Annotated in this window: 17 protein-coding genes; 8 read left to right on the forward strand and 9 right to left on the reverse strand. The window is 73.1% G+C overall.

The window, feature by feature from the left end; genetic code table 11:
* Positions 1 to 128: 128 nt before the first annotated feature.
* Positions 129 to 671 carry an RBBP9/YdeN family alpha/beta hydrolase gene (locus FB465_RS33875; RefSeq protein WP_145796735.1) on the reverse strand — a complete coding sequence of 181 codons (543 nt, stop codon included), beginning with the start codon at positions 669 to 671 and terminating at the stop codon, positions 129 to 131.
* Positions 672 to 737: 66 nt separating this feature from the next.
* Positions 738 to 1,754 (reverse strand): Lrp/AsnC family transcriptional regulator, encoded by a 1,017-nt coding sequence (locus FB465_RS33880; RefSeq protein WP_342791870.1) that lies wholly within the window; start codon positions 1,752 to 1,754, stop codon positions 738 to 740.
* Between the two features lie 130 nt (positions 1,755 to 1,884).
* On the opposite strand from FB465_RS33880, the gene FB465_RS33885 reads away from it, so the two are divergent.
* Both FB465_RS33885 and FB465_RS33890 read left to right on the forward strand, forming a co-directional pair.
* Positions 1,885 to 3,411, forward strand: coding sequence for an MFS transporter (locus FB465_RS33885; RefSeq protein ID WP_145796739.1), 1,527 nt, complete (start codon positions 1,885 to 1,887; stop codon positions 3,409 to 3,411).
* 102 nt (positions 3,412 to 3,513) lie between these two features.
* Positions 3,514 to 4,779 (forward strand): outer membrane protein assembly factor BamB family protein, encoded by a 1,266-nt coding sequence (locus FB465_RS33890; protein WP_145796741.1) that lies wholly within the window; start codon positions 3,514 to 3,516, stop codon positions 4,777 to 4,779.
* Positions 4,780 to 5,015: 236 nt separating this feature from the next.
* Here FB465_RS33890 and FB465_RS33895 read toward each other — a convergent pair whose 3' ends face one another.
* A complete protein-coding gene (locus tag FB465_RS33895) occupies positions 5,016 to 5,837 on the reverse strand; it encodes an NAD(P)H-binding protein (protein WP_145796743.1) in 822 nt (273 codons plus the stop codon).
* A gap of 84 nt (positions 5,838 to 5,921) precedes the next feature.
* On the opposite strand from FB465_RS33895, the gene FB465_RS33900 reads away from it, so the two are divergent.
* Positions 5,922 to 6,335 (forward strand): winged helix-turn-helix transcriptional regulator, encoded by a 414-nt coding sequence (locus tag FB465_RS33900; protein WP_145796745.1) that lies wholly within the window; start codon positions 5,922 to 5,924, stop codon positions 6,333 to 6,335.
* Between the two features lie 177 nt (positions 6,336 to 6,512).
* Here the strand turns inward: FB465_RS33900 and FB465_RS33905 are convergent, their stop codons facing one another.
* On the reverse strand, positions 6,513 to 6,776 hold the full coding sequence (locus FB465_RS33905) for a hypothetical protein (RefSeq protein WP_145796747.1): 264 nt from the start codon (positions 6,774 to 6,776) through the stop codon (positions 6,513 to 6,515).
* A 3-nt stretch (positions 6,777 to 6,779) separates the two neighbouring features.
* On the opposite strand from FB465_RS33905, the gene FB465_RS33910 reads away from it, so the two are divergent.
* On the forward strand, positions 6,780 to 7,064 hold the full coding sequence (locus FB465_RS33910) for a hypothetical protein (RefSeq protein WP_145796748.1): 285 nt from the start codon (positions 6,780 to 6,782) through the stop codon (positions 7,062 to 7,064).
* A 518-nt stretch (positions 7,065 to 7,582) separates the two neighbouring features.
* Here FB465_RS33910 and FB465_RS33915 read toward each other — a convergent pair.
* On the reverse strand, positions 7,583 to 8,041 hold the full coding sequence (locus tag FB465_RS33915; RefSeq protein ID WP_145796750.1) for a (2Fe-2S)-binding protein: 459 nt from the start codon (positions 8,039 to 8,041) through the stop codon (positions 7,583 to 7,585).
* A gap of 11 nt (positions 8,042 to 8,052) precedes the next feature.
* A complete protein-coding gene (locus FB465_RS33920) occupies positions 8,053 to 10,311 on the reverse strand; it encodes a xanthine dehydrogenase family protein molybdopterin-binding subunit (RefSeq protein WP_246193058.1) in 2,259 nt (752 codons plus the stop codon).
* Between the two features lie 226 nt (positions 10,312 to 10,537).
* Between FB465_RS33920 and FB465_RS33925 the strand changes: the two genes are divergently transcribed.
* The 3 genes from FB465_RS33925 to FB465_RS33935 all read left to right on the forward strand — a co-directional run bounded on the left by FB465_RS33925 (position 10,538) and on the right by FB465_RS33935 (position 15,422).
* Complete coding sequence (locus FB465_RS33925) at positions 10,538 to 13,057, forward strand: SpoIIE family protein phosphatase (RefSeq protein ID WP_145796752.1); 2,520 nt, start codon at positions 10,538 to 10,540, stop codon at positions 13,055 to 13,057.
* 82 nt (positions 13,058 to 13,139) lie between these two features.
* Entirely contained in the window at positions 13,140 to 14,729 is a 1,590-nt protein-coding gene (locus FB465_RS33930; protein ID WP_145796754.1) for a sensor histidine kinase, read from the forward strand.
* 45 nt (positions 14,730 to 14,774) lie between these two features.
* Positions 14,775 to 15,422 (forward strand): response regulator, encoded by a 648-nt coding sequence (locus FB465_RS33935; RefSeq protein ID WP_145796756.1) that lies wholly within the window; start codon positions 14,775 to 14,777, stop codon positions 15,420 to 15,422.
* Between the two features lie 13 nt (positions 15,423 to 15,435).
* On the opposite strand, the gene FB465_RS37620 is transcribed toward FB465_RS33935, so the two are convergent.
* Entirely contained in the window at positions 15,436 to 15,570 is a 135-nt protein-coding gene (locus FB465_RS37620) for a hypothetical protein (RefSeq protein WP_281292373.1), read from the reverse strand.
* Positions 15,571 to 15,629: 59 nt separating this feature from the next.
* Positions 15,630 to 16,391 (reverse strand): hypothetical protein, encoded by a 762-nt coding sequence (locus tag FB465_RS33940; protein WP_145796758.1) that lies wholly within the window; start codon positions 16,389 to 16,391, stop codon positions 15,630 to 15,632.
* Between the two features lie 213 nt (positions 16,392 to 16,604).
* On the opposite strand from FB465_RS33940, the gene FB465_RS33945 reads away from it, so the two are divergent.
* On the forward strand, positions 16,605 to 18,422 hold the full coding sequence (locus tag FB465_RS33945; protein ID WP_145796759.1) for a flavin monoamine oxidase family protein: 1,818 nt from the start codon (positions 16,605 to 16,607) through the stop codon (positions 18,420 to 18,422).
* Positions 18,423 to 18,445: 23 nt separating this feature from the next.
* Here the strand turns inward: FB465_RS33945 and FB465_RS33950 are convergent, their stop codons facing one another.
* Positions 18,446 to 19,096, reverse strand: coding sequence for an AAA family ATPase (locus FB465_RS33950; protein WP_145796761.1), 651 nt, complete (start codon positions 19,094 to 19,096; stop codon positions 18,446 to 18,448).
* Between the last annotated feature and the right edge of the window lie 52 nt (positions 19,097 to 19,148).

The following is a 19,148-nucleotide window of genomic DNA, read 5'->3' on the forward strand; positions in this document are numbered from 1 at the left end:
GCTCTGCCCTGTCGTACTGGGAGATCCGGCGGCTGCCGCCCGATAACGGAAATCCGGGCCACGGATTTCTCGCCGCCTCCGGCGGCGGAGCGTACCCGACCTCGGAGGCCGGGTCGCCCGCCGGGGTTTCACCGGCCGGCGGTCAGCTCCGCGAGCAGGGCGCGGCCCTCGGGCCAGGAGCCGAGGCCGGAGGCGGAGTTGAGGTGGCCGTACGGGCCGACGTCGACGAAGCGGGAGCCCCAGCTGTCGGCGAGGAGGCGGGAACGGGCGGGGGAGCACCAGGGGTCGTCGCTGCTCGCGACCACGATGCTGGGGAAGGGCAGCGGCTGCAGCGGGATCGGGCGGAAGTTCACCAGCTCGGGGACGTCGGCGGTGTCGATGTCGGCGGGGGCGACGAGCAGGGCGCCGCGTACCTCACGGCCGGGGTGGGACGCAGCCCAGTGGGCGACCGTGATGCAGCCGAGGCTGTGGGCGACCAGGACGACCGGGCCCGGCCGGTCGGTGACCGCCTTGTCCAGGGTCTCCACCCAGTCGCCGACGAGCGGGTTGTCCCAGTCGGCCTGCTCGACCCGCTGGAAGGCCGGGGTCTCCTGCTCCCACCGGCTCTGCCAGTGCTCGGGGCCGGAGTTCTCGTAGCCGGGCAGGACGAGGATCGTCGGGTTTGCCGTCATCGGGGCACGTCTCCCTCAGTGTCACGTGGCGGACGGGGCGTCATTGGCCGTCCCCTGGCGAGGACCCTAGCCGATCACCTGCGACGGCGGATCCACCAGGCGGGAGCCGTCCATCAGCATCCCGGCGCGCTTGACGGTGCGGATCACGGGCACGACCTCGACGTTCTGGACGGCCTTGAGTGCGCCGATGCGTTCGGTCAGGTAGTCGTAGAACGCGTCGGTGTCGCGGCAGACCACCACGGCGAGGAGGTTGGCCGACCCGGTGATGGCCGCGGCGAACGGGACCTCACGGTGCCGGCCGATCGCGGCGCCCACCGCCGCCAGCTCGCCGGGTGCGACGGTGGCCAGCAGGACCGCCTGGCTCTCGAATCCGAGCAGGAGGGGGTCGATCTCGACATCGAGGTAGAGCGCGCCACTGTCCCGCAGCTGGTCGAGGCGGCGGCGGACGGTGGACTCGGAGAGCCGGGTCGCCCTGGCGAGCTCCGGGTAGCCGGCCCGGCCGTCGTGGCTCAGCGTGGCCAGCATCGCCAGCTCGGCCTCGTCGAGCTTCACCCGGAGCCCCGGACCGGCGGTCACCGGACGTTCCAGGGCAGCCACCTGAGCCTCGGTCAGGACGTCGGGGCCGCGCCAGCGCGCCGGGCCGCCGATGTACGTCCGCAGGATGCTGTGGGCGGAGACGGCGGTGACCCGGCGGGTGCGCGGGAGCTTCTGCAGCAGGAGCGCGTCCCGGTCCTGCCGGGTCCTGGCCTTGGTGACGCAGTGGATCTCGGTGCCGCCCGAGTTGAGCGTGACCCACGCGGTGTCCGGGCGACGCGCCAGCGCGTCCGCCACGGCGACCGCGGCGTCCGGTGTGCACTGGACCCGCAGCCAGGACTCGAACAAGCCGACCCGGTGGCCCAGCGGCAGGCCGACCACGCGCAGGATCCCGGCCGTGCGCATCCGGCGGTAGCGCCGGATCACCGTCTGGTCCGACACCTCCAGCACCTCGGCGAGCCGGCTGAACGAGGCCCGGCCGTCGATCATCAGCGCCTCGACGAGCATCCGGTCGAGCCCGTCCAGCTCCGGCTCCTTGATGGTTTCCATCATCACAGGGTGCCTCAGCATCGGAATCCGCCGCAGCCGTTCGGCTGGATAGGCCGATCCGCCCCACGGCTGCGAGCTTCGGTGGGAGCCCGGGCAGCCCTTGCCCGGCCGAGGAACCGAGGAGATTCCGATGCGCAAATGGCTGCCGCTGATCGCGGTGTGCCTGGGGGCGTTCATGCTGCTGGTGGACGTCACGATCGTGACCGTCGCCCTGCCCGACATGGCCACCAGCCTGCACACCACCTTCGCCGACCTGCAATGGGTGATGGACGTCTACGCCCTCGCCCTGGCCGCGCTGCTGCTCGGCGCGGGCTCGCTCGCCGACCAGATAGGACGGCGCAAGGTCTACCTGGCCGGGCTGGTCCTGTTCGCGGCGGCCTCGCTGGCCTGCGGCCTGGCCACCGGCCCGGCCGCACTGATCGCCTTCCGGGGTCTGCAGGGCGTCGGCGGGGCGGCGATGTTCGCCACCACGATGGCCCTGCTCAGTGGCGCGTACCAGGGACGGGACCGCGGCATCGCGTTCGGCGTCTGGGGCGCGGTGAACGGGGCAGCGGCGGCGGCCGGCCCGATCCTCGGCGGCCTGCTCACCGAACACCTCGACTGGCGCTGGATCTTCTACGTCAACCTGCCGGTCAGCGTACTGGCGGTGGTCGTCACCCTCCGCGTGGTGAAGGAGTCGCGCAACCCCGAGGCCCGTGGCGTCGACCTGCCCGGGCTGGTCACCTTCACCCTCTCCGCCGGAGCGCTCACCTACGCGCTGATCCGGGTCGGCGACAACGGCTGGACCTCGACCACCACGCTCGGACTCCTCGCGCTGAGCGCCGTCTCGCTGCTGGCCTTCCTGCTGGTCCAGCGGAGCAGCAGCCGGCCGATGCTCGACCTCGCGCTGTTCCGCAGCCCGGCCTTCGTCGGCATCATGATCGGTGGTCTGCTGCTCTCGGTGGCCGCCTTCTCCTACCTGGTGTACACCTCGCTCTGGCTGCAGTCCGTGCTCGGCCTCGGGCCGGTGGCGGCGGGTCTGGCCCTGCTGCCGATGAGCATCGTGGCCTTCCTGGTGGCCGGTCTGGCCGGGCGGTTGCTGCACGGCGCGCCGCCCCGCTTCACCATCGGGGGCGGGCTGCTGCTGATCGGCGCGGGCGCACTCCTGCAGGCGACGCTGGACGCCGGCTCGACCTGGACGGCGCTGGTCCTCGGCCTCGCCGTGACCGGGGCCGGGGTGGGACTGGCGACCCCGGCGATGGCCTCCTCCGCGATGGCGGCCGTCCCGCAGGCCCGGGCCGGGATGGCGGGCGGGGCGCTCAACACCGCGCGGCAGCTCGGCAACGCGCTCGGCATCGCGCTGCTCGGCGCCGTGTTCCAGGCCGGGCTGCTCGACTCACTCCGCACCGCCCGTACGCTGCCGGACCCGCTGCGTACGGCCGACGCACTGACGGGTGGTCAGGCGGGCGCGGTCATCGCACAGGCCGCGCCCGAGCAGCGGCCCGCTGTCGGGCACCTGGTGCACGTGGCCTTCGCGTCCGGCCTGCAGGACACCTTCCTGGTGTCGGGTGCACTGGGCCTGGCGGGTGGGGCCGCGGTGCTGCTGCTGGTACGCCGGCCGGTGGCGCCCGCCCGGCCGCCTGTCACGGCCCCGGTCGGCAGCGCCGTCGCCGGGTGACCCGTCAGGGTGCGGCCGCGGTCGTTCGTACGCGCGAGGCGTCCGGTAGTCTCCCGGTCGGCGCGGCGGGGGCCGCGCCGCACGGGGGAGGCGAGGGCAGGTATGGGTTCGGGACGGCCGGAGGGGCCCGCCGAGCGGGTGGGGGCGATATCCGTCGAGGTACGGGCGGACCCTCTCTCCGAGGCGGAGGAAGACGTCGTCGAGGGAACGGGCGGGCCGACTCGGCGTCAGCTGCTGGTCGGCGGGGCCGCGCTGCTGGCGGGCGGGGCGGCCTGGTGGTTCAACCGGGCACCGGCCGCCGAGACGCCGCCGCCGGCGGTGTCGGGCCCCCGGCCGCTGTGGACGCACCGGGACAACGAGGCGCTGGCGGCCGAGCGGCTGGGCGAGCCGCCGGTGCTGCCGCTCTTCCTCACCCGCTCGGAGCTGCTGAGCCTGGACCCGGCCACCGGTGGGGTGCGCCGACGGATCCGGCTCCCCGGCGACGAGGGCTCGGCAGGTGCCGAACGTCCCGGCAGCCGGGTGGTGATGGGTGCCGACCGGGTCTACGACACCACCATCGGACACCTCACGGGCTACCACCTCACCGACCCCGACACCGACTGGGAGCTGACGGCTCCGCAGAGCCTCGGCGGCGAGGCGGCCTCGTGGAGCCTCGACTGCTGCGACCAGGCCGTGCTCTACGGCCGGGTCCGCCGAAGGGGAATGGGTACCGGCGACCTGTTCGCCCTCTCCACGCAGACGCGCGAACTGCTCTGGTCCCGGCCGGACGACGAGGCAGGCGGCTACCTGTCGGACGTCCAGGTGGCACCCGGGGGCCGGCTCGTGGCCCGCAGCACCCGGGACGAGCTGGTGGCGCTCAACGTGGCGGACGGCTCGCGGCTCTGGGTCGTCCCCGCCGACCAGGCACTCAGCTGGCGTGCCACGGACGGTGACAACGTCTACGTCGCCCAGCGCGCCAGTGGGCTGCGGGCCGTCCGGCTCTCGGACGGCAGCAGCAGGTGGTCCCTGATGCCGGATCAGGGCGAGAGCTGGCGCTGCCTGAAGCCGCTGCCCGCCGACGGTGCCGTGTACGTCCCCAGGGACAGCGGCCTGCTGACCAGGAACTCCGCCGTCGACGGCCGCGAGGTGTGGTCCTGCCGGCTGCCGTTCCGGCTCGACTCGCGGAGCAGGCCGCTCCTGGTGGGGAAGACCCTGTTCGTGCCCGGGCCGGCGGACGGCGGGGTCTGCGCGGTGGACACCGAGAACGGCACGATCCGCTGGACCTTCCGCGATTCCGGCCCGGGCATCCAGGTCTGGACCCTCAGCACCGACGGCCGGCGGCTGTTCGCCGGGCACGACACGGTGCTCTACGCCCTCCCGGTTCGGTAGTGCCGCATCGGGCAACGCCTGCCCCGGCACACCCGACCCCGGACTGCTCTGGGACCGGACCGGGCCGGACCGGGCCGGACCGTCAGGCCGGCAGCTCGACGCCCGCGCGGAACAGCCAGGAGAGCTCGGCAGCACCCAAGACCGTCGTCGTGCACAGCACAACCATGGCCCCGAAGCGAGCACCCAAATGCTCTCGAAACCCGCCGACATCTCTCTCCCGTGGCGCGGGGTGCTCTCTATCGGATGTGGTGGGTGATGACGTCCATCGCGCGCCGGGGAGTCTTTCCGAGCAGTTGGCGCAGCTCGCTGCCGGTGCGGCTCATGAAGCCGGCGGCGATGGCGGAGTAGGTGCCGAGCAGCATCGGCACCTGGAAGGGCTCGGCGCCGGATGCGTCAAGGCGCTTGCGGGCCTGGGCGAGGGTCTCGGGTTCGTAGCTGGTGGCCGGGCCATGGGCCCGGGCCAGGTCGGCGCCGCTGATGGCCTCCTCGCCGACGAGCTCGTAGATCCGTCCCGCGTGGGCGGCCGCGTGGAGGGCGACCGTGGCGGCGGCGTCCGCGAGGTCTGCGCGGGCCACGGCCGCCAGGCGCCCGTCGCCGAGCGGGGCGGTCAGCCTGCCGTCCGGGCCCGGTGCCGCGAGCCCTCCCAGGAGTTCCGCGTAAAGGCCGTTGCGCAGGATCGTCCAGTTCGCTGAACCGGCGCGCAGCCGGCGTTCGGTCCAGCGGTGCGGCAGGGCGTAGGGGAGGTGATCCCCGTCCGCGGTCAGGCTGGTATAGACGATGTGGCCCACACCCGTCTTCTCGGCCGCGTCGATGGCGGCGCCGTGGCGGGCGATGACGGTGTCGTCCTCGCCGTAGCCGGCGGAGACCAGCAGCAGCACGTCCGCGTCGGCGAAGCCATCGGTGAGGGTACGCGGGTCGTCGAAGTCGATGCGGCGCACGGGCAGCGCCACGCGCACACGCTCGGGCTCGCGCGTGCCGAGCACCACGTCGTCGCGGTCGGCGAGCAACTCGGCGATGAGGGTGCCCAGGGCGCCGGTGGCGCCGGTGACGAGGATCAACGGTCTCTCCTGTGCGGGTAGGTTCTCTTCGGTAACCAGCACCATCCTGCGGGTCAGAGTCGCGGGGCGTAAGGAGGCACTTCAATGTCAGCAGGGCACACGGAGGTAACCAGCGGGCCCGTCGTCAGCTGCAGTGGTGAACACGAAGACTGCGGCATCCGCGACGTCCTCGACCGGATCGGGGACAAGTGGTCCGTCCTGGTCGTCGTCGAGCTGGCACAAGGCGTGCGCCGCTTCCGCCAGCTGCAGCGCGCTGTCCCGGGCATCTCCCAGCGAATGCTGACGCTCACCGTACGCCGGCTGGAACGCGACGGCCTGCTCACCCGAACCGTCCACCCGACCGTTCCACCCCAGGTCGAGTACGCCCTGACACCGATGGGCCACAGCCTGACCCACCTGGTCAAATCCCTCGCTGACTGGTCGCTGGAGCACCGCGACCCCATCGCCCGGGCCCGACAGGAATGGGACGACGCGAACCCCGGCTCGGGAATCCACTGACGAGGCCACCCCGGGAGGAAGAGGGATCGAGCACGTTCATCTGTCCCCGGCCGAACACTTCAGGTGTACGCCGACAACACCTCACGTATCAGGCGAAGTTGTCTGCCTGTCGGCATCAGTGTCGGCATCAGCTCGGGCCGTCGGAGCGGCGGTCGCCGCCCAGGACGCTGGAAAGCCTCAACCGTGCCGGGGAGGGAGATCGTCCGCAGTGTCGATCGGGTTGATCGCGAGGACGATGTACGCCTCGGAGGCGGGTGTCCCGTCTTCCTGGTGGCCGGCGGGTTCGATGTCCCACTTGACCATGCTCGCGATGATTCTGTGCTCACCAGGCACCAGCGGGACTTGGAGGGTTTCCTCCCAGGGCTCCGGGTTGACCGCGTTGACCCCACTGAGGAACGTGCGCTCCGCGGCGACGAACCGGAAGGGGGCCGACCCCGACACCAGATGCTTCCTCCGCTCGCGATCGGTCAGGCCTGCGGGCCGGCCCGGGACGCCCGCGTCCCCGAGGGCATCGCGCAGCTCGTCGGTCAGGGTGAGGATCCCGCTGCTCTCCGATGCCGGGTCGGTCAGCAGACGACCAAACCGGGGATCGGCGACGACCTGGGAGAACGGCTTGCCGAGGATCAGCGCGGCGGCGCGACCGAGCAGGACGCAGGGGTCGATTCCCTTGACGCAGAATGCGTCGAAACCAGCGCCTTCCGGCCCGTCGGCGAAGGCGGAGAGCGCTGAGGCGTCGTCAGGTGCGCTGAAGTAGTCCTAGTAGAAGCCCATGGTGGGGATGGTGCCACCAGGGTCTGACGGGCCAGCGGCCGCAGGTCGGCGCAGCCAGTGCAGGCGAGCCGGGCGGGTGACCGTGTTGGGGCGGCGATCGGCAGAGCGCGTGCTGACCGATAATCGTGGAGGTGAGGCTGGACGTCTCGCCTGCCGAGCTGTGAGGAGAATGACCATGCCACCGGACCAACCTTCAGTTCGTCCACAGCAGGGCCTCTGCGCGTGCGCTCAGGGCATCGACTGGCTGGACGAGATGATCAGAGAGATGGAGGAGGAGGCCCAGGGCGATGACCCACCCCGAACCACCAAAGCCCCCTCCGGGCCCGTCTGATCGGTGGCTATCCGAACGGACCGTCCGGGCAGGCGCCGGCCCGGGCGGCGAGGAGTGTCTGAAGCTCGCGGACGACTTGATAGGGGCCCAGGCCGGTGCCGTTTCGTTTATGGCTGACCGCATGCCCAAGATGGGCCGGTCGGGCTCAGTCGAGGGCGGCCGCGGCCTGCTTGATGGCCTCGCGGATGCGGAAGTAGGTGCCGCAGCGGCAGACGTTCTCGATCCGGTCGATGTCGGCGTCCGTGGGGTTCGGGGTGCGGCGCAGCAGGGCGACGGCGGTCATGATCTGGCCCGGCTGGCAGAAGCCGCACTGCGCGACGTCGCAGTCCAGCCACGCCTGCTGGACGGGGTGCAGCTGCTCGCCGTCCGCGAGGCCCTCGATGGTGGTGACCTGGTGGCCCGCGCAGTCCGCGACCGGCACCACGCAGGGCTGGATCTCCTCGCCGTCCAGGTGGCTGGTGCAGGCGCGGCAGACTCCGACCCCGCAGCCGTACTTGGGCCCGGTGACACCGAGCTTGTCGCGCAGCACCCACAGCAGCGGCATGTCGGCCGGCGCGTCGACGGTGACCGCCCGCCCGTTGAGGACGAAGTCGTAGCTGGGCAAGTGAGGCCCCTTCAGAAGTTGATCGGGAAGCTGCGGGGCGACGTACCGGTGGCGCGCGCGTAGGCGTTGGCGACGGCCGCCGCGGCGGCCGGGACGCCGAGTTCTCCCGCGCCGCCCGGGTCGCCGCTCGGCGGCATCAGGTGCACCTCGAAGGCGGGCGGACTGTGCCGCTGGCGGGCGTACCTGAAGTCGGCGAAGCTGCCCTCGCGGACGGCGCCGTGGTCGATGTGCACGCCTGCCTGCAGGGTGACGGAGATGCCGTCCATCACCGCGCCCATCAACTGTGCCTCCAGGCCGCGCGGGTTGACCGGCCTGCCGACGTCGGCGGCGACCACGGCCTTGGTGACCCGGGGGTTGGCGCGGTCGGTGGCGTCGATCTCGACCAGGCAGGCGACGCTGGAGCGGTGCTCCTCGTGGAAGGCGATGCCCTGGGCGTGCCCGGCCGGCATGGCGCGCCCCCACTGGCCGGCCTGCGCCGCCTTGTCGAGGACGGCCCGCGAGGCGGCGCTCGCCAGCCGGGCGCGCCGGAAGGCGACCGGGTCCTGGCCGAGCGTCCGGGCGAGCTCGTCGACCATGATCTCGTCGGCGGTGCGCACCAGGCCGGAGTAGACGGAGCGCCAGCTGCCCGTGTGCATCTCCAACGGGACCTCGGCGAGCAGCTGGGTGCTCACCCCGAGCTCGTACGGCAGGTTCTCGGTGAGCAGGAAGAACGCCTGTGCCAGGCTCAGCCCGGCCACCGAGAGGTCGAACCCGGCCGCCGTCAGGGCTTCGCCGAGGCCGTGCCGGAAGTCGGTCCTGACGGTGGCGACCCGGTGCTCGTACGTGAGCACCTGGCCGAGCGCGTGGGTGGCCCGGATGCGGTGGTGGCTCGCGGGCCGCAGGCGCCCGTGGCGGACGTCGTCGTTACGGGTCCACATCAGCTTGACCGGCCGCCCGGCGGCCTTGGAGATCTGCGCGGCCTCCAGGGCGGCGTCGAAGAACAGCCGTCGCCCGAACGAGCCGCCGCCACGCACCACATGGACCGTCACCGCGGACACCGGCAGGCCCAGTTCGGCCGCGATGGTCTGCTGGGCGACGATCGGGGACTGGGCGGCGAACCACAGCTCCGCGTGGTCGGCCCTGACGTCCGCGACGGCCGTGAGCACCTCCATCGGCGCATGGCTGACGAACGCGAAGTCGAACTCGGCGTCCAGGTGCAGGGTGAGCAGCGGCGGTATCAGGAACGGTGGTTGGGCGGCCCGCAGCTTGGCCCGGATGTCCGCGTCCGAGAGCGCGGCGACCGGGCCCGGCTGCCAGCTGACCTGCAGCGCGGACTTGGCCTTGAGCGCCTGGTCGAAGGTCTCGGCGAGCACCGCGATGCCGCTGGGGATCCGCACCACGCCGAGCACACCCGGCATCGCCAGGGCAGCCGTCGCGTCGTACGAGCCGACGGTGCCGTTGATGGTCGGGGGCCGGGACACCACGGTCGGCACGGCGCCCGGGACGTCCAGGTCGCCGGCGTACTTGGCTCTGCCGGTGACGATGTCGCGCGCGTCGATCCTGCCCGTGGGCCGTCCGACCAGCTGTTGCTGCGCGGGCGACCTGGGGGTCGCGGGCACCGCCGGTACGAGCACGGACGCCGCCTCGACGGCCAGCGAACCGTACGGGGCACTGCGCCCGTCGGGTGCGAGCACGGCGCCGTCCTGGGTCCGCAGGGTGGACGCCGGTACGGCCCAGCGGCGGGCCGCGACGGTGACCAGCCGGGCGCGGGCGGCGGCCGCGGCGGCTCGTACCGGGTCGTAGAGCGAGCGCACCGAGTTGGAGCCGCCGGTCAGCTGGTTGAACATCAGATCCGGACGGCCGGGCGAGAGCGGCACCTCGACGTCCGCCAGCCGGGCGTCCAGCTCGTCGGCGACGAGCATCGCCATTGCGGTGGTGAGGCCCTGGCCGACCTCGACGCGCGGGAGTTGGAGCACCACCCGGCCCGCCTCGGTGACCTCCAGGACCAGCAGGTGGGAGGTCGGCAGACCGGCCAGGATCAGTGCGTCGCCCAGGTCGGCGATGTCGGGGACTCCGGGCAGCGCCTGGGCCGGCTCGGCGTCGAGGGCGAGCTGGGCACCCACGGCGAGGGCGGGGGCGGCCACCAGATAGGTGAGGAATCGCCTGCGGCTGACGGGCTGCGGGGTGGTGGAGGTGCTGATGGCAGGTCCTTCCCGAACGCCTTGCGCGGCCCGGGAGGACCGGAGCGGGTCGAGCATAGGGACGGGCAGTTGACGGGTCAACATGGTCATGCCGATTCGTAGTGAAGGCAGCCGGTCAACCCCGTAGGGGCGCGAGGAACTGCGCGAAGCGGTAGGGCACAGGTCGTTGCCTTCCGATCTCGCGCAGTTCTCCCCCAGCCTCCGGCCGGGAGGTGCCCCCACGCGCCCCTGGACAGGGTAGCTGGCTCACCGTGGGTGACACTGGGTGACAGGCCCCCGGTTGACACCCCCCAGGCGGCGGGCGTACAGAGAAGAGATGCGCCACGGTTTTCCGGCGGGTGCGCCTGGCCCGCACGTGACCGGCGGTACCAGAGCGACGCGGACCGGTGCGGACCGCCCGTCCCCGGAGAACGCCGTCGCCCGTGACGAACTGCTCGGCGTGGCGCTGCGCAAGGCGGTGCAGAGCACCTCGGCCTACGGAGGAGTGGTCTACCTCCGCTCGCCCGACCGCCGCTCGCTGGTGCTGGGCGCCGTCGCCGGGGTCCCGCTGCCCGTCCTCAGCGGTTTCCGGCGGGTCCCGGTGGCCAGCCCGCTGCCCGCCGCCGAGGCCTACCGCACCGGCCGTACCGTCTGTCTCTCCGGCGCCGACGACACCATGCGGCGCTTCCCCCGGCTCGCCGTCGGCCTGCCGTACGCCTTCGCCTCCGCCTGCGCGCCGGTGGCGGGCGGCGGCGAGGTCTTCGGGGTGCTGAGCGTGCTGTGGCCGAGTTCGGACGCCGGTGTGCCGGTCGCAGCCCGCCGCCACCTGCGGGCCGCCGCCAACCGGCTGGGGGCCTCGCTGGCCGAACTGACGGCTGCCGGGCTGCCCGTCGAGGCCGCCGGGCAGCCCGTCGTGGTCGAGCTGCCGGGGCCGGTGGGCCCCGCCGTCCGGGTCGGCCTGTTCGACTGGGACCTCACCACCGGCACGGTCGCCGCCGACGAGGGGCTGTGCGACATCCTCGGCGTGGCACCGGCAGAGTTCGACGGCCGGGCCGCCACCGTGGCCACGCTGATTTCACCTGCGGACCTCCCGCGGCTGCGCGCGGCCGCCGCGACCGCCGCCAGGACGGGCTCGCTGGCGACCCAGACCGTGCGCGTGCGCGACGCCTACGGCCGCTACCGCCCGGTCAAGATCTGGGGGCGGGTGCCGACGGGCCCGGCCCGCTCCCACCTGATCGGCGCCGTCCTGGACACCACCGCCGGCGCCGCGGCCGTCGCGGCCGTGGAACGGCTCCGGGACGGGGTCTTCTCCCTCGACCCCGAAGGCCGGGTCGACTACGCCAACCGCAGCCTCGAACTGCTCCTCGACACCCCGCGCGAGCAGCTGCAGGGCCGGCACCCGTGGGACGTGATGCCCTGGCTGGCGGACCCGGCGTACGAGGACCGCTACCGCGCCGCCATGGTCTCCCAGCGGCCCACCGGGTTCCTCGCCCGCCGTCCGCCCGACCAGTGGCTGGCCTTCTCGCTCTACCCCGACGCCCACGGCATCACCGGCCGCGTCGTCCCGTCCGCGCCGCCCCACGACCCCGCGGCGGCGATGCAGCCGGACGTCCTGCGCCCCGAGACGGCACCCCCCGAAGCCGCCGCGGGGGCCCGGGCCGGTCCGGGCGCCATGTACCACCTGCTCCAGCTCGCCAGCGTGCTCACCGAGGCCATCTCGGTCCGCGAGGTGTGCGACGCCGTCGCCGACCAGATCCTGCCCGGCTTCGGCGGCCAGGAGCTGGCGATCTATCTGGTCCGCTCCGGCCGGATGTTCCTGGTCGCCCAACGCGGCTACCCCGACGGCTTCCTCGACGGCTTCGAGGGCACCCCGCTGCGCAACCGGCTGCCCGGCACGGACGCCCTCAGCTCCGGTGCCCCGATCTTCTTCGAGGACGAGCACGAGCTGCTCGCCGCCTACCCGGGCATCCCGCTCGACGAGATGCGCGCGTGGGCGTTCCTGCCGCTGATCGCCTCCGGACACCCCATCGGCAGCTGCATCCTCGGCTTCGACGAACCCCGCCTCTTCACGGCCGAGGAGCGCTCCGTCCTCACCGCCCTCGGCGGCCTGATCGCCCAGGCCCTGGAGCGTGCCCGCCTGTACGACGCCGAGTTCGTGCTCGCCCGCGGCCTCCAGCAGGCCCTCCTCCCGCACCGGCTCCCCGACGTCCCGGGCTTCACCATCGCCGCCCGCTACCTGCCCGGCACCCAGGGCATGGAGATCGGCGGCGACTGGTACGACGCCATCGTCACCGCCGAGGGCCTCTGCCTGGTCATCGGCGACGTCGAGGGCCACAGCGTCGGCGCCGCCGCCACCATGGGCCAGCTGCGCAGCGCCGTACGGGCCTTCGCCACCGGCGGCAGCACACCGGCGGAGGTCCTGCTCCGGACCAACCAGCTGCTCGTCGACCTCGACCCCGGACTGCTCGCGAGCTGCTGCCTGATCCGTCTGGACCCGACCGACGGGCGGGCCCGCGCCGTCCGTGCCGGCCACGTGCCGCCGCTGCTGCGGCACCCCGACGGGCACACCGAGATCCTCGAGCTCGACGGCGGCGCCCTGCTCGGCGTAGACCCGTTCAGCGAGTACCCCGTCAACGAGATCCTGCTGCCGCGCGGCTCCGTGCTCGCCCTGTACACCGACGGTCTGGTCGAGGAGTCCGGCTACGGGATCGACCAGGGCATCGAGCGTCTGCGGGCCTCGCTCGCCCACGCCGCCGACGGGAGCCTGGAGGCGCTGGCCGACCGGCTGCTCGGCGACGCCAGGCACTCCGCCCACCGCGCCGACGACGTCGCCCTGCTGCTCACCGCCCGACGCTGAGCCCACGACTTTCGTCGCTGCCGGTCGCGACCAACGGCGACGGCCACCACTGCCCCCGTACCTCTAACCTCGCCTGGTGGCGATGACGGGGAACATATGGACGACGGTACGACGGCGGGCGCTCCCCGGACCGTGGGGCAGGCGGGACGTCGTCCGTGAGCTCGCCGTCTCCCTCGCTCTCGGCGCTCTGACGACGCTGCTCTCCGCCATCGGCTCGGGCAACCCGCTCCGGCTGACCGCCGTCGGCCTCGCCGCGAGCACCCTCTACGCGCTGCGCCGTGGCCTTCCGGGGGTGGCGCTGGCGGGCGCCGCGGCTCTGGCCGGCGCGCTCGGCGGCTTCCTGCCGCTGCTGGCCGTCACCAGTTGGTCGGCCGGCTATCGGATCACCCGCGCCCGGACCCTCACGGCGGCCTTCCTCGCCGCCTTCGGACTGAACGCCGCAGCGTCGGTCTGGCACGACGGCGACGAGCTCCCCGCCACGGCACTGCTCGGTGTCACCGTCGCCGGGTATCTGCTGGTCGCCGTCCTGCCCGCGGTGCTCGGCCGCTACCGGGCCCAGCGCCGCACGCTGCTGACCACCCTGCAGGAACGCAACGACCAGCTGCTGCGCGAGCGCGCCATGATCGCCCACCAGGCCAGGCTGCGCGAGCGCCAGCGCATCGCCCAGGACATGCACGACAGCCTCGGCCATCAGCTCGCCCTGATCGCCGTCCACACCGGCGCCCTGGAGGTGGACCGTGGCCTGACGGGCCCTCAGCGGGAGGGGGTCGCCGTGCTGCGCCAGGCGGCCGTCACCGCGATGCGCGAGCTGCGCGAGGTGGTCGGCCTGCTGCGGGAGGACTCCGAGGCGGTCGAGGCCGCCGGGGGAGTGGACGCCGTCGAGCGCCTCACCGACGCCTCCCGCGCTGCCGGCACCGCCGTCGAGCTGCACCGCAGCGGCGAGGTCCGCCCGCTGGCCGCCGCCACCGGCCACGCCGCGTACCGGATCGTCCAGGAGGCGCTGACCAACGCCCACAAGCACGCGCCCACGGCGCCGATCAGCGTGGCCCTGCGCTTCGAGCCGGACGCGCTCCTGGTCGAGGTGGTCAACGGACCGGGCCCCTCGGCGGCGCCGGCCGTCAGCGGCGGCCAGGGCCTGACGGGCCTTCGCGAACGGGCCCGGCTGCTCGGCGGCATGGTGCACACGGGGCCCACCGCCGACGGTGGTTACCGCCTCGCGGGCGTGCTGCCGTACGACGGCACCGGCCGCCCGCCCGCCGACGACCCCGACCTCCCGGACGCGCCGCCGCAGCCGTCCGCCGGCCTGCGGCGCAGCCCGGCCATCGGCTGCGCGGCCGTCGTCGCGGTCGTGGTGCTGGCCGTTCTCGGTCTGGTGGTCTGGGGCGGTGTCACGTTCTTCCGGTCGCTCGACCACGCCACCCTCCCGACGAGCGTGTACGACTCGCTCCAGGTCGGCCAGTCCGAGGCGGAGGTACGGGGGAAGCTGCCGCCCGGCAGCGACTTCCTGACCAAGGGGTACCGGGACAGCGGGCCCGCCGTCCCACCGGGCGCCTCGTGCAGCTGGTTCATGTCGGGGGAGCAGAGCTCGGAGTTCAACTCCGACTACGTTGACCGGCTCTGCTTCCGCGACGGCGTGCTGATCGAGAAGCTGCACTACCGTGCGAAGGTGTAGAGCACGACAGAGCGCCCGCACCCCGCCCGTTCAGGAGGCCAAGCAGTGATCCGAGTCCTCGTCGCCGACGACGAGCCGCTCATCCGCGCCGGGATCCGGATGATCCTCACCTCGGCGGACGACATCGACGTCGTCGCCGAGGCGGCCGACGGCCGCGAGGCACTCGAACTGGCCCGCGCGCACGCGGTGGACGTGGTGCTGCTGGACATCCAGATGCCGGTGATGGACGGTCTGACCGCGCTCACCGAGCTGCCCCGGGCCGCGCCGGGGGCGCGGGCGCTGATCCTGACCACCTTCGGCGAGCGGGAGAACGTGCTCCGGGCGGTCACCGCGGGAGGCGCCGGGTTCCTGCTCAAGGACACCGCGCCCACCGAACTGATCCAGGCCGTGCGGGCGGCCGCGAGCGGCAACGCCTTCCTGTCGCCGGCCGCGACCCGGCACATCGTGGACAGCCTCGCCGCAGGCCCGGCGTCCACCCGGGGCGAGGCCGCCCGGCGACGGCTGGCCGGGCTCACCGCGCGTGAGCGCGAGGTACTCGCACTGCTCGGGGAGGGCCTCTCCAACGCGGACGCGGGGGCTCGCCTGCACATGAGCGAGGCCACCGTGAAGACGTACGTGAGCCGCATCCTCGCCAAGCTGGGGTGCGAGAACCGGGTGCAGGCGGCACTGCTGGCACGCGACGCCGAGCTCTGAACCGGCCGTCCGCTCAGTGCCAGTAGCTGGCCTCGCCCCCGCCGCCCTGGCTCCAGGCCCAGACCGCGAACGCGACCAGTGCCGCCAGCAGCATCAGCATGACCAGACAGCCCGTCAGACCCGATCGGCCCGCATTCTCGTTCGCCATCCCAGCCCCTTCGGCCGCAGGGCCCCCATCAGACCGCCGGGGCGGGGCGCCGTCAAGGGTTACGGCACGCGAGCTGCGCGGGTGAGGGTGGCCTGGGTCGCGTCGAGCTCGCCGGTGACCTGGGCGCGCAGGGTGGGGAGCAGGGTGAGGGCGGCGCGGGCGGCGTCCGGGGAGGGGTCGGAGTCGGTCTGGGCGGCCGCGATCGCCTCCCGCAGCGGCATCGTGGTGAGCGCGGTCTCCCACGCCGTGCGGTGCACGCCGGTGGCGTAACGGGCGGTCAGGAACTCCAGCGGGTCCAGCGCCAGGCCGCCGGTCTCGCCGGGCTCGGCGAGCCGGTGGTGCGGAAGCAGCCAGGCGATGCCGTCCCGCGCGATCAGCTCGAAGGCCCGGCTCTCGTCCGGGACCGCCCAGCGGCCGGTGCCGGTGGTGGCCGTGCGCAGCAGGCGTTCCAGCATGGCCTCCTCGCGCGGGTTGCCGGCCCGCTCGGGGTACGGCCGGTCGCCGATCATCTGCTCCAGGTGGTAGCGCTGGCCCCAGCTGCCGACCCAGCGGCGCATCGCCCCCGCACGGGTCTCGCGGATGGCGGCGAGCGCCAGCGCGCGGGTGGTCAGGTCACGCCGGGCCAGTGCCTTGGCGCCGACCTGGCCGTCCCGGTCGAGGGCGGCCCGGACGGTGGCCACGGCGGGCCCGTCGTACCAGCGCAGGGTCCAGCCACGCCGGCCGGGGTCGTACAGCGGCTCGATCGGCGTCCGGTGCTGCGCGCCGAGGCGGTCGGCGAGCCGCTGCAGACGTGCCTGGTGGGAGGGGGTGGGGGTGGGCATGGCAGCACAGTAGCGACCGGTGTTCCGTGCGTGGCGCAACGGCGCCGACGGGCTCACCCGTCCTGCTCGCTCGATCGGGTGACGTGGTGTCGGTTCCGGTCGTGACCGGGCCTGTTCCGCTCAAAAAGGTGAACTGTGCCGTTATGACGTGACCTTGATCAGATCCAGAAGTTGCCTCACATGTTGTCCGAGCACACAGGTGATGGAGTTCTTATGGATCTGTCCACTGCCCAGCCCGCCGAGGATCGCCCGAAGGTCGCCCGGCGGACCTTCATCAGTTCCGCCGCAGCGGTTGCCGCGGTCGCGGGCGCCGCCGGGTTCGCCGGCCGTACGGTGACCGAGGCGCCGAAGCCGCGAAGCAGCGGCGGCGCCGACGAGGCGCAGGCCCACGATCTGGCGCGGAAGATGCTGCTGGTGGGCAAGGACGAGCAGGAGGACCTGAAGCTCGAGTACCTGCGCATCCTGATCGACGGCAAGCTGCCGCCCCGGGCGGCGCGCCGGAAGAGGGTGCTGATCGTGGGCGCCGGCGTGGCCGGGATGACGGCCGCGCATCTGCTGAAGCAGGCGGGCCACGAGGTGGTGGTCATCGAGGCCAACGCCAGCCGGGTCGGCGGGCGGGTCAAGACCTTCCGCGGCATGTTCCAGGACAAGCAGCTGCACGCCGAGGCCGGCGCGATGCGACTGCCCGACTTCCACCCGATGGTCCTGGCCCTGGCCGACAAGCTCGGCCTCAAGCGGCGGCTCTTCTACAACGCCGACATCACCCCCAAGGCCCAGCCCGACGGTTCGGTACCGCCGGTCGTCTACCGCTCCTTCACCGGCGAGACCTGGACGAACGGTCCCGAGTCGGGCACCTTCAGTGCGCCCACGCCCAACTTCCGCACCAAGATCGCCGTCAACGGCACCCAGGTCACCCGCGCCTCGTACGCGCAGTCCCCGCAGGCGGTCAACAAGACCTTCGGCACGGACCTCGACAGCACGGTCTCGGCGGCGGTCACCAAGGCTTTCGAGGAGGTCACGGTGCCGGACGGCAAGATCGGCGACCAGCTCGCGGCCTGGGCGAAGATCTTCCAGAAGTACGACGGCTACTCCACCCACCGCTACCTGGTGGAGGAAGCGGGCTGGGACCTTGCCCGGATCCAGGCCGCGGGCACCCTGGAGAACATGACCTCGCGTCTGCACTACTCCCTGGTCCCGACCCTGATCGACCATGCGGTGATCAGCCCGACCAACCGGTACTGGGAGCTGGAGGGCGGCACCGACGTCCTGACCGAGGCGCTCGCCGCGCCGCTCAAGAACGAGCTGCGGCTCGGCCGCCGGATGACCCGGCTGGTGCAGACCGACTCGGGCGTGGAGATCGAGACCATGGCCGAGAGCGGCGACGAGGAGTCGCCCGACGGCGCGCCGATCGAGCCCGTGGAGACCTTCAAGGGCGACTACGCGATCGTCACCATCCCGTTCAGCGCGCTGCGGTTCTGCTCGATCGAGCCGCTGATGTCGTACCAGAAGCGACGGGCCGTCAACGAGCTGCACTACGACTCCGCGACCAAGGTGCTGCTGGAGTTCAAGACCCGCTTCTGGGAGGAGGGGCCGAACGGCTTCACCGGCGGCGGCTGCGTCTCGGACAGCCCGAGCCGCTTCACCTACTTCCCCTCGCACGCCCCCGACGGCTCGCCCGGCGGCGTGGTGCTGGCCTCGTACACCTGGTCCGACGACGCGATGCGCTGGGACTCGCTGACGCCCGGCGAGCGGTACGCCTTCGCGCTCAACGACATGGAGCGGCTGTTCGGGCCGAAGGTGCGCAGCGAGTTCACCGGCGTCGGCGTCACCCAGTCCTGGGCGCGGGCCCGCTACGCGCTCGGCGAGGCGGTCATGTTCACCCCGGGTCAGCTGCACGAGCTGCACCCGGCGGCCCGGACCACGGAGGGCCGGGTGCACTTCGCCGGTGAGCACACCAGCCTGAAGCCCGCCTGGATCGAGGGGGCGCTCGAGTCGGCGGTGCGCGCCTTCCTGGAGGTGCACCCCCGCTAGGCCCTGGCTAGGCCCTGGCCTGGTCAGACCGCCGGGAAGTCGATGTGCTGCAGGTCCAGTGCGCCGGAGCGGTCGAGCACCACCGTGGACGCGCAGCCGGCGGCCGGCCCGCCACCCGCCGTCAGCTGCGCGTGCAGCCGGGCGGTGGCGCGCCGGTGGCGGGCGAACGCGTAGGCGGACACCCGCCGCCCCCGGGCGCACTGGCCCTGCCTGGCCTGGGCCGGGCTGCTGTCCAGCAGTATCAGGTGGAGCCGGCGGCCCTGCCGGGCGGCGCTGCGGGCCAGCCACGCGCGTACCCAGGGCAGCGTCCCGCAGTCGTGGACGACCAGCGGACCGCCGGCCAGCAGGGCCCGCCGCAGGACGCGGTAGTGACGGACCCGCACCAGCGGCCGGTACAGCGCGTACGGAAGCCAGCGCGGCAGCAGGTTCTCGTAGTGCTCCCGGCTCTGCTGGGAGTCGATGACCGGCGCGCGGGCGCAGCGCCGCATCAGCGTGCTCTTGCCGCTGCCCGGCAGGCCGGAGACGACCACGAGATCCGAGGGCGGGTAGCACAGCGCGACCGGGGCACGGCCGTGCCGCAGGTCGTGCAGACCGTGCGGCCGCAGGGCGCCGTGCGGCCACGGCGGACAGCCGGGAACGGTCCGGACAGGGCCGGGTCTGACGGACTCTCGCACGGCCCCTCCTTCTCGCTCCCCGTGAGCATGCCCCTGATCGGCCAAGGGTTCA

The organism is Kitasatospora atroaurantiaca (assembly GCF_007828955.1).
Classification (GTDB): Bacteria; Actinomycetota; Actinomycetes; order Streptomycetales; family Streptomycetaceae; genus Kitasatospora; species Kitasatospora atroaurantiaca.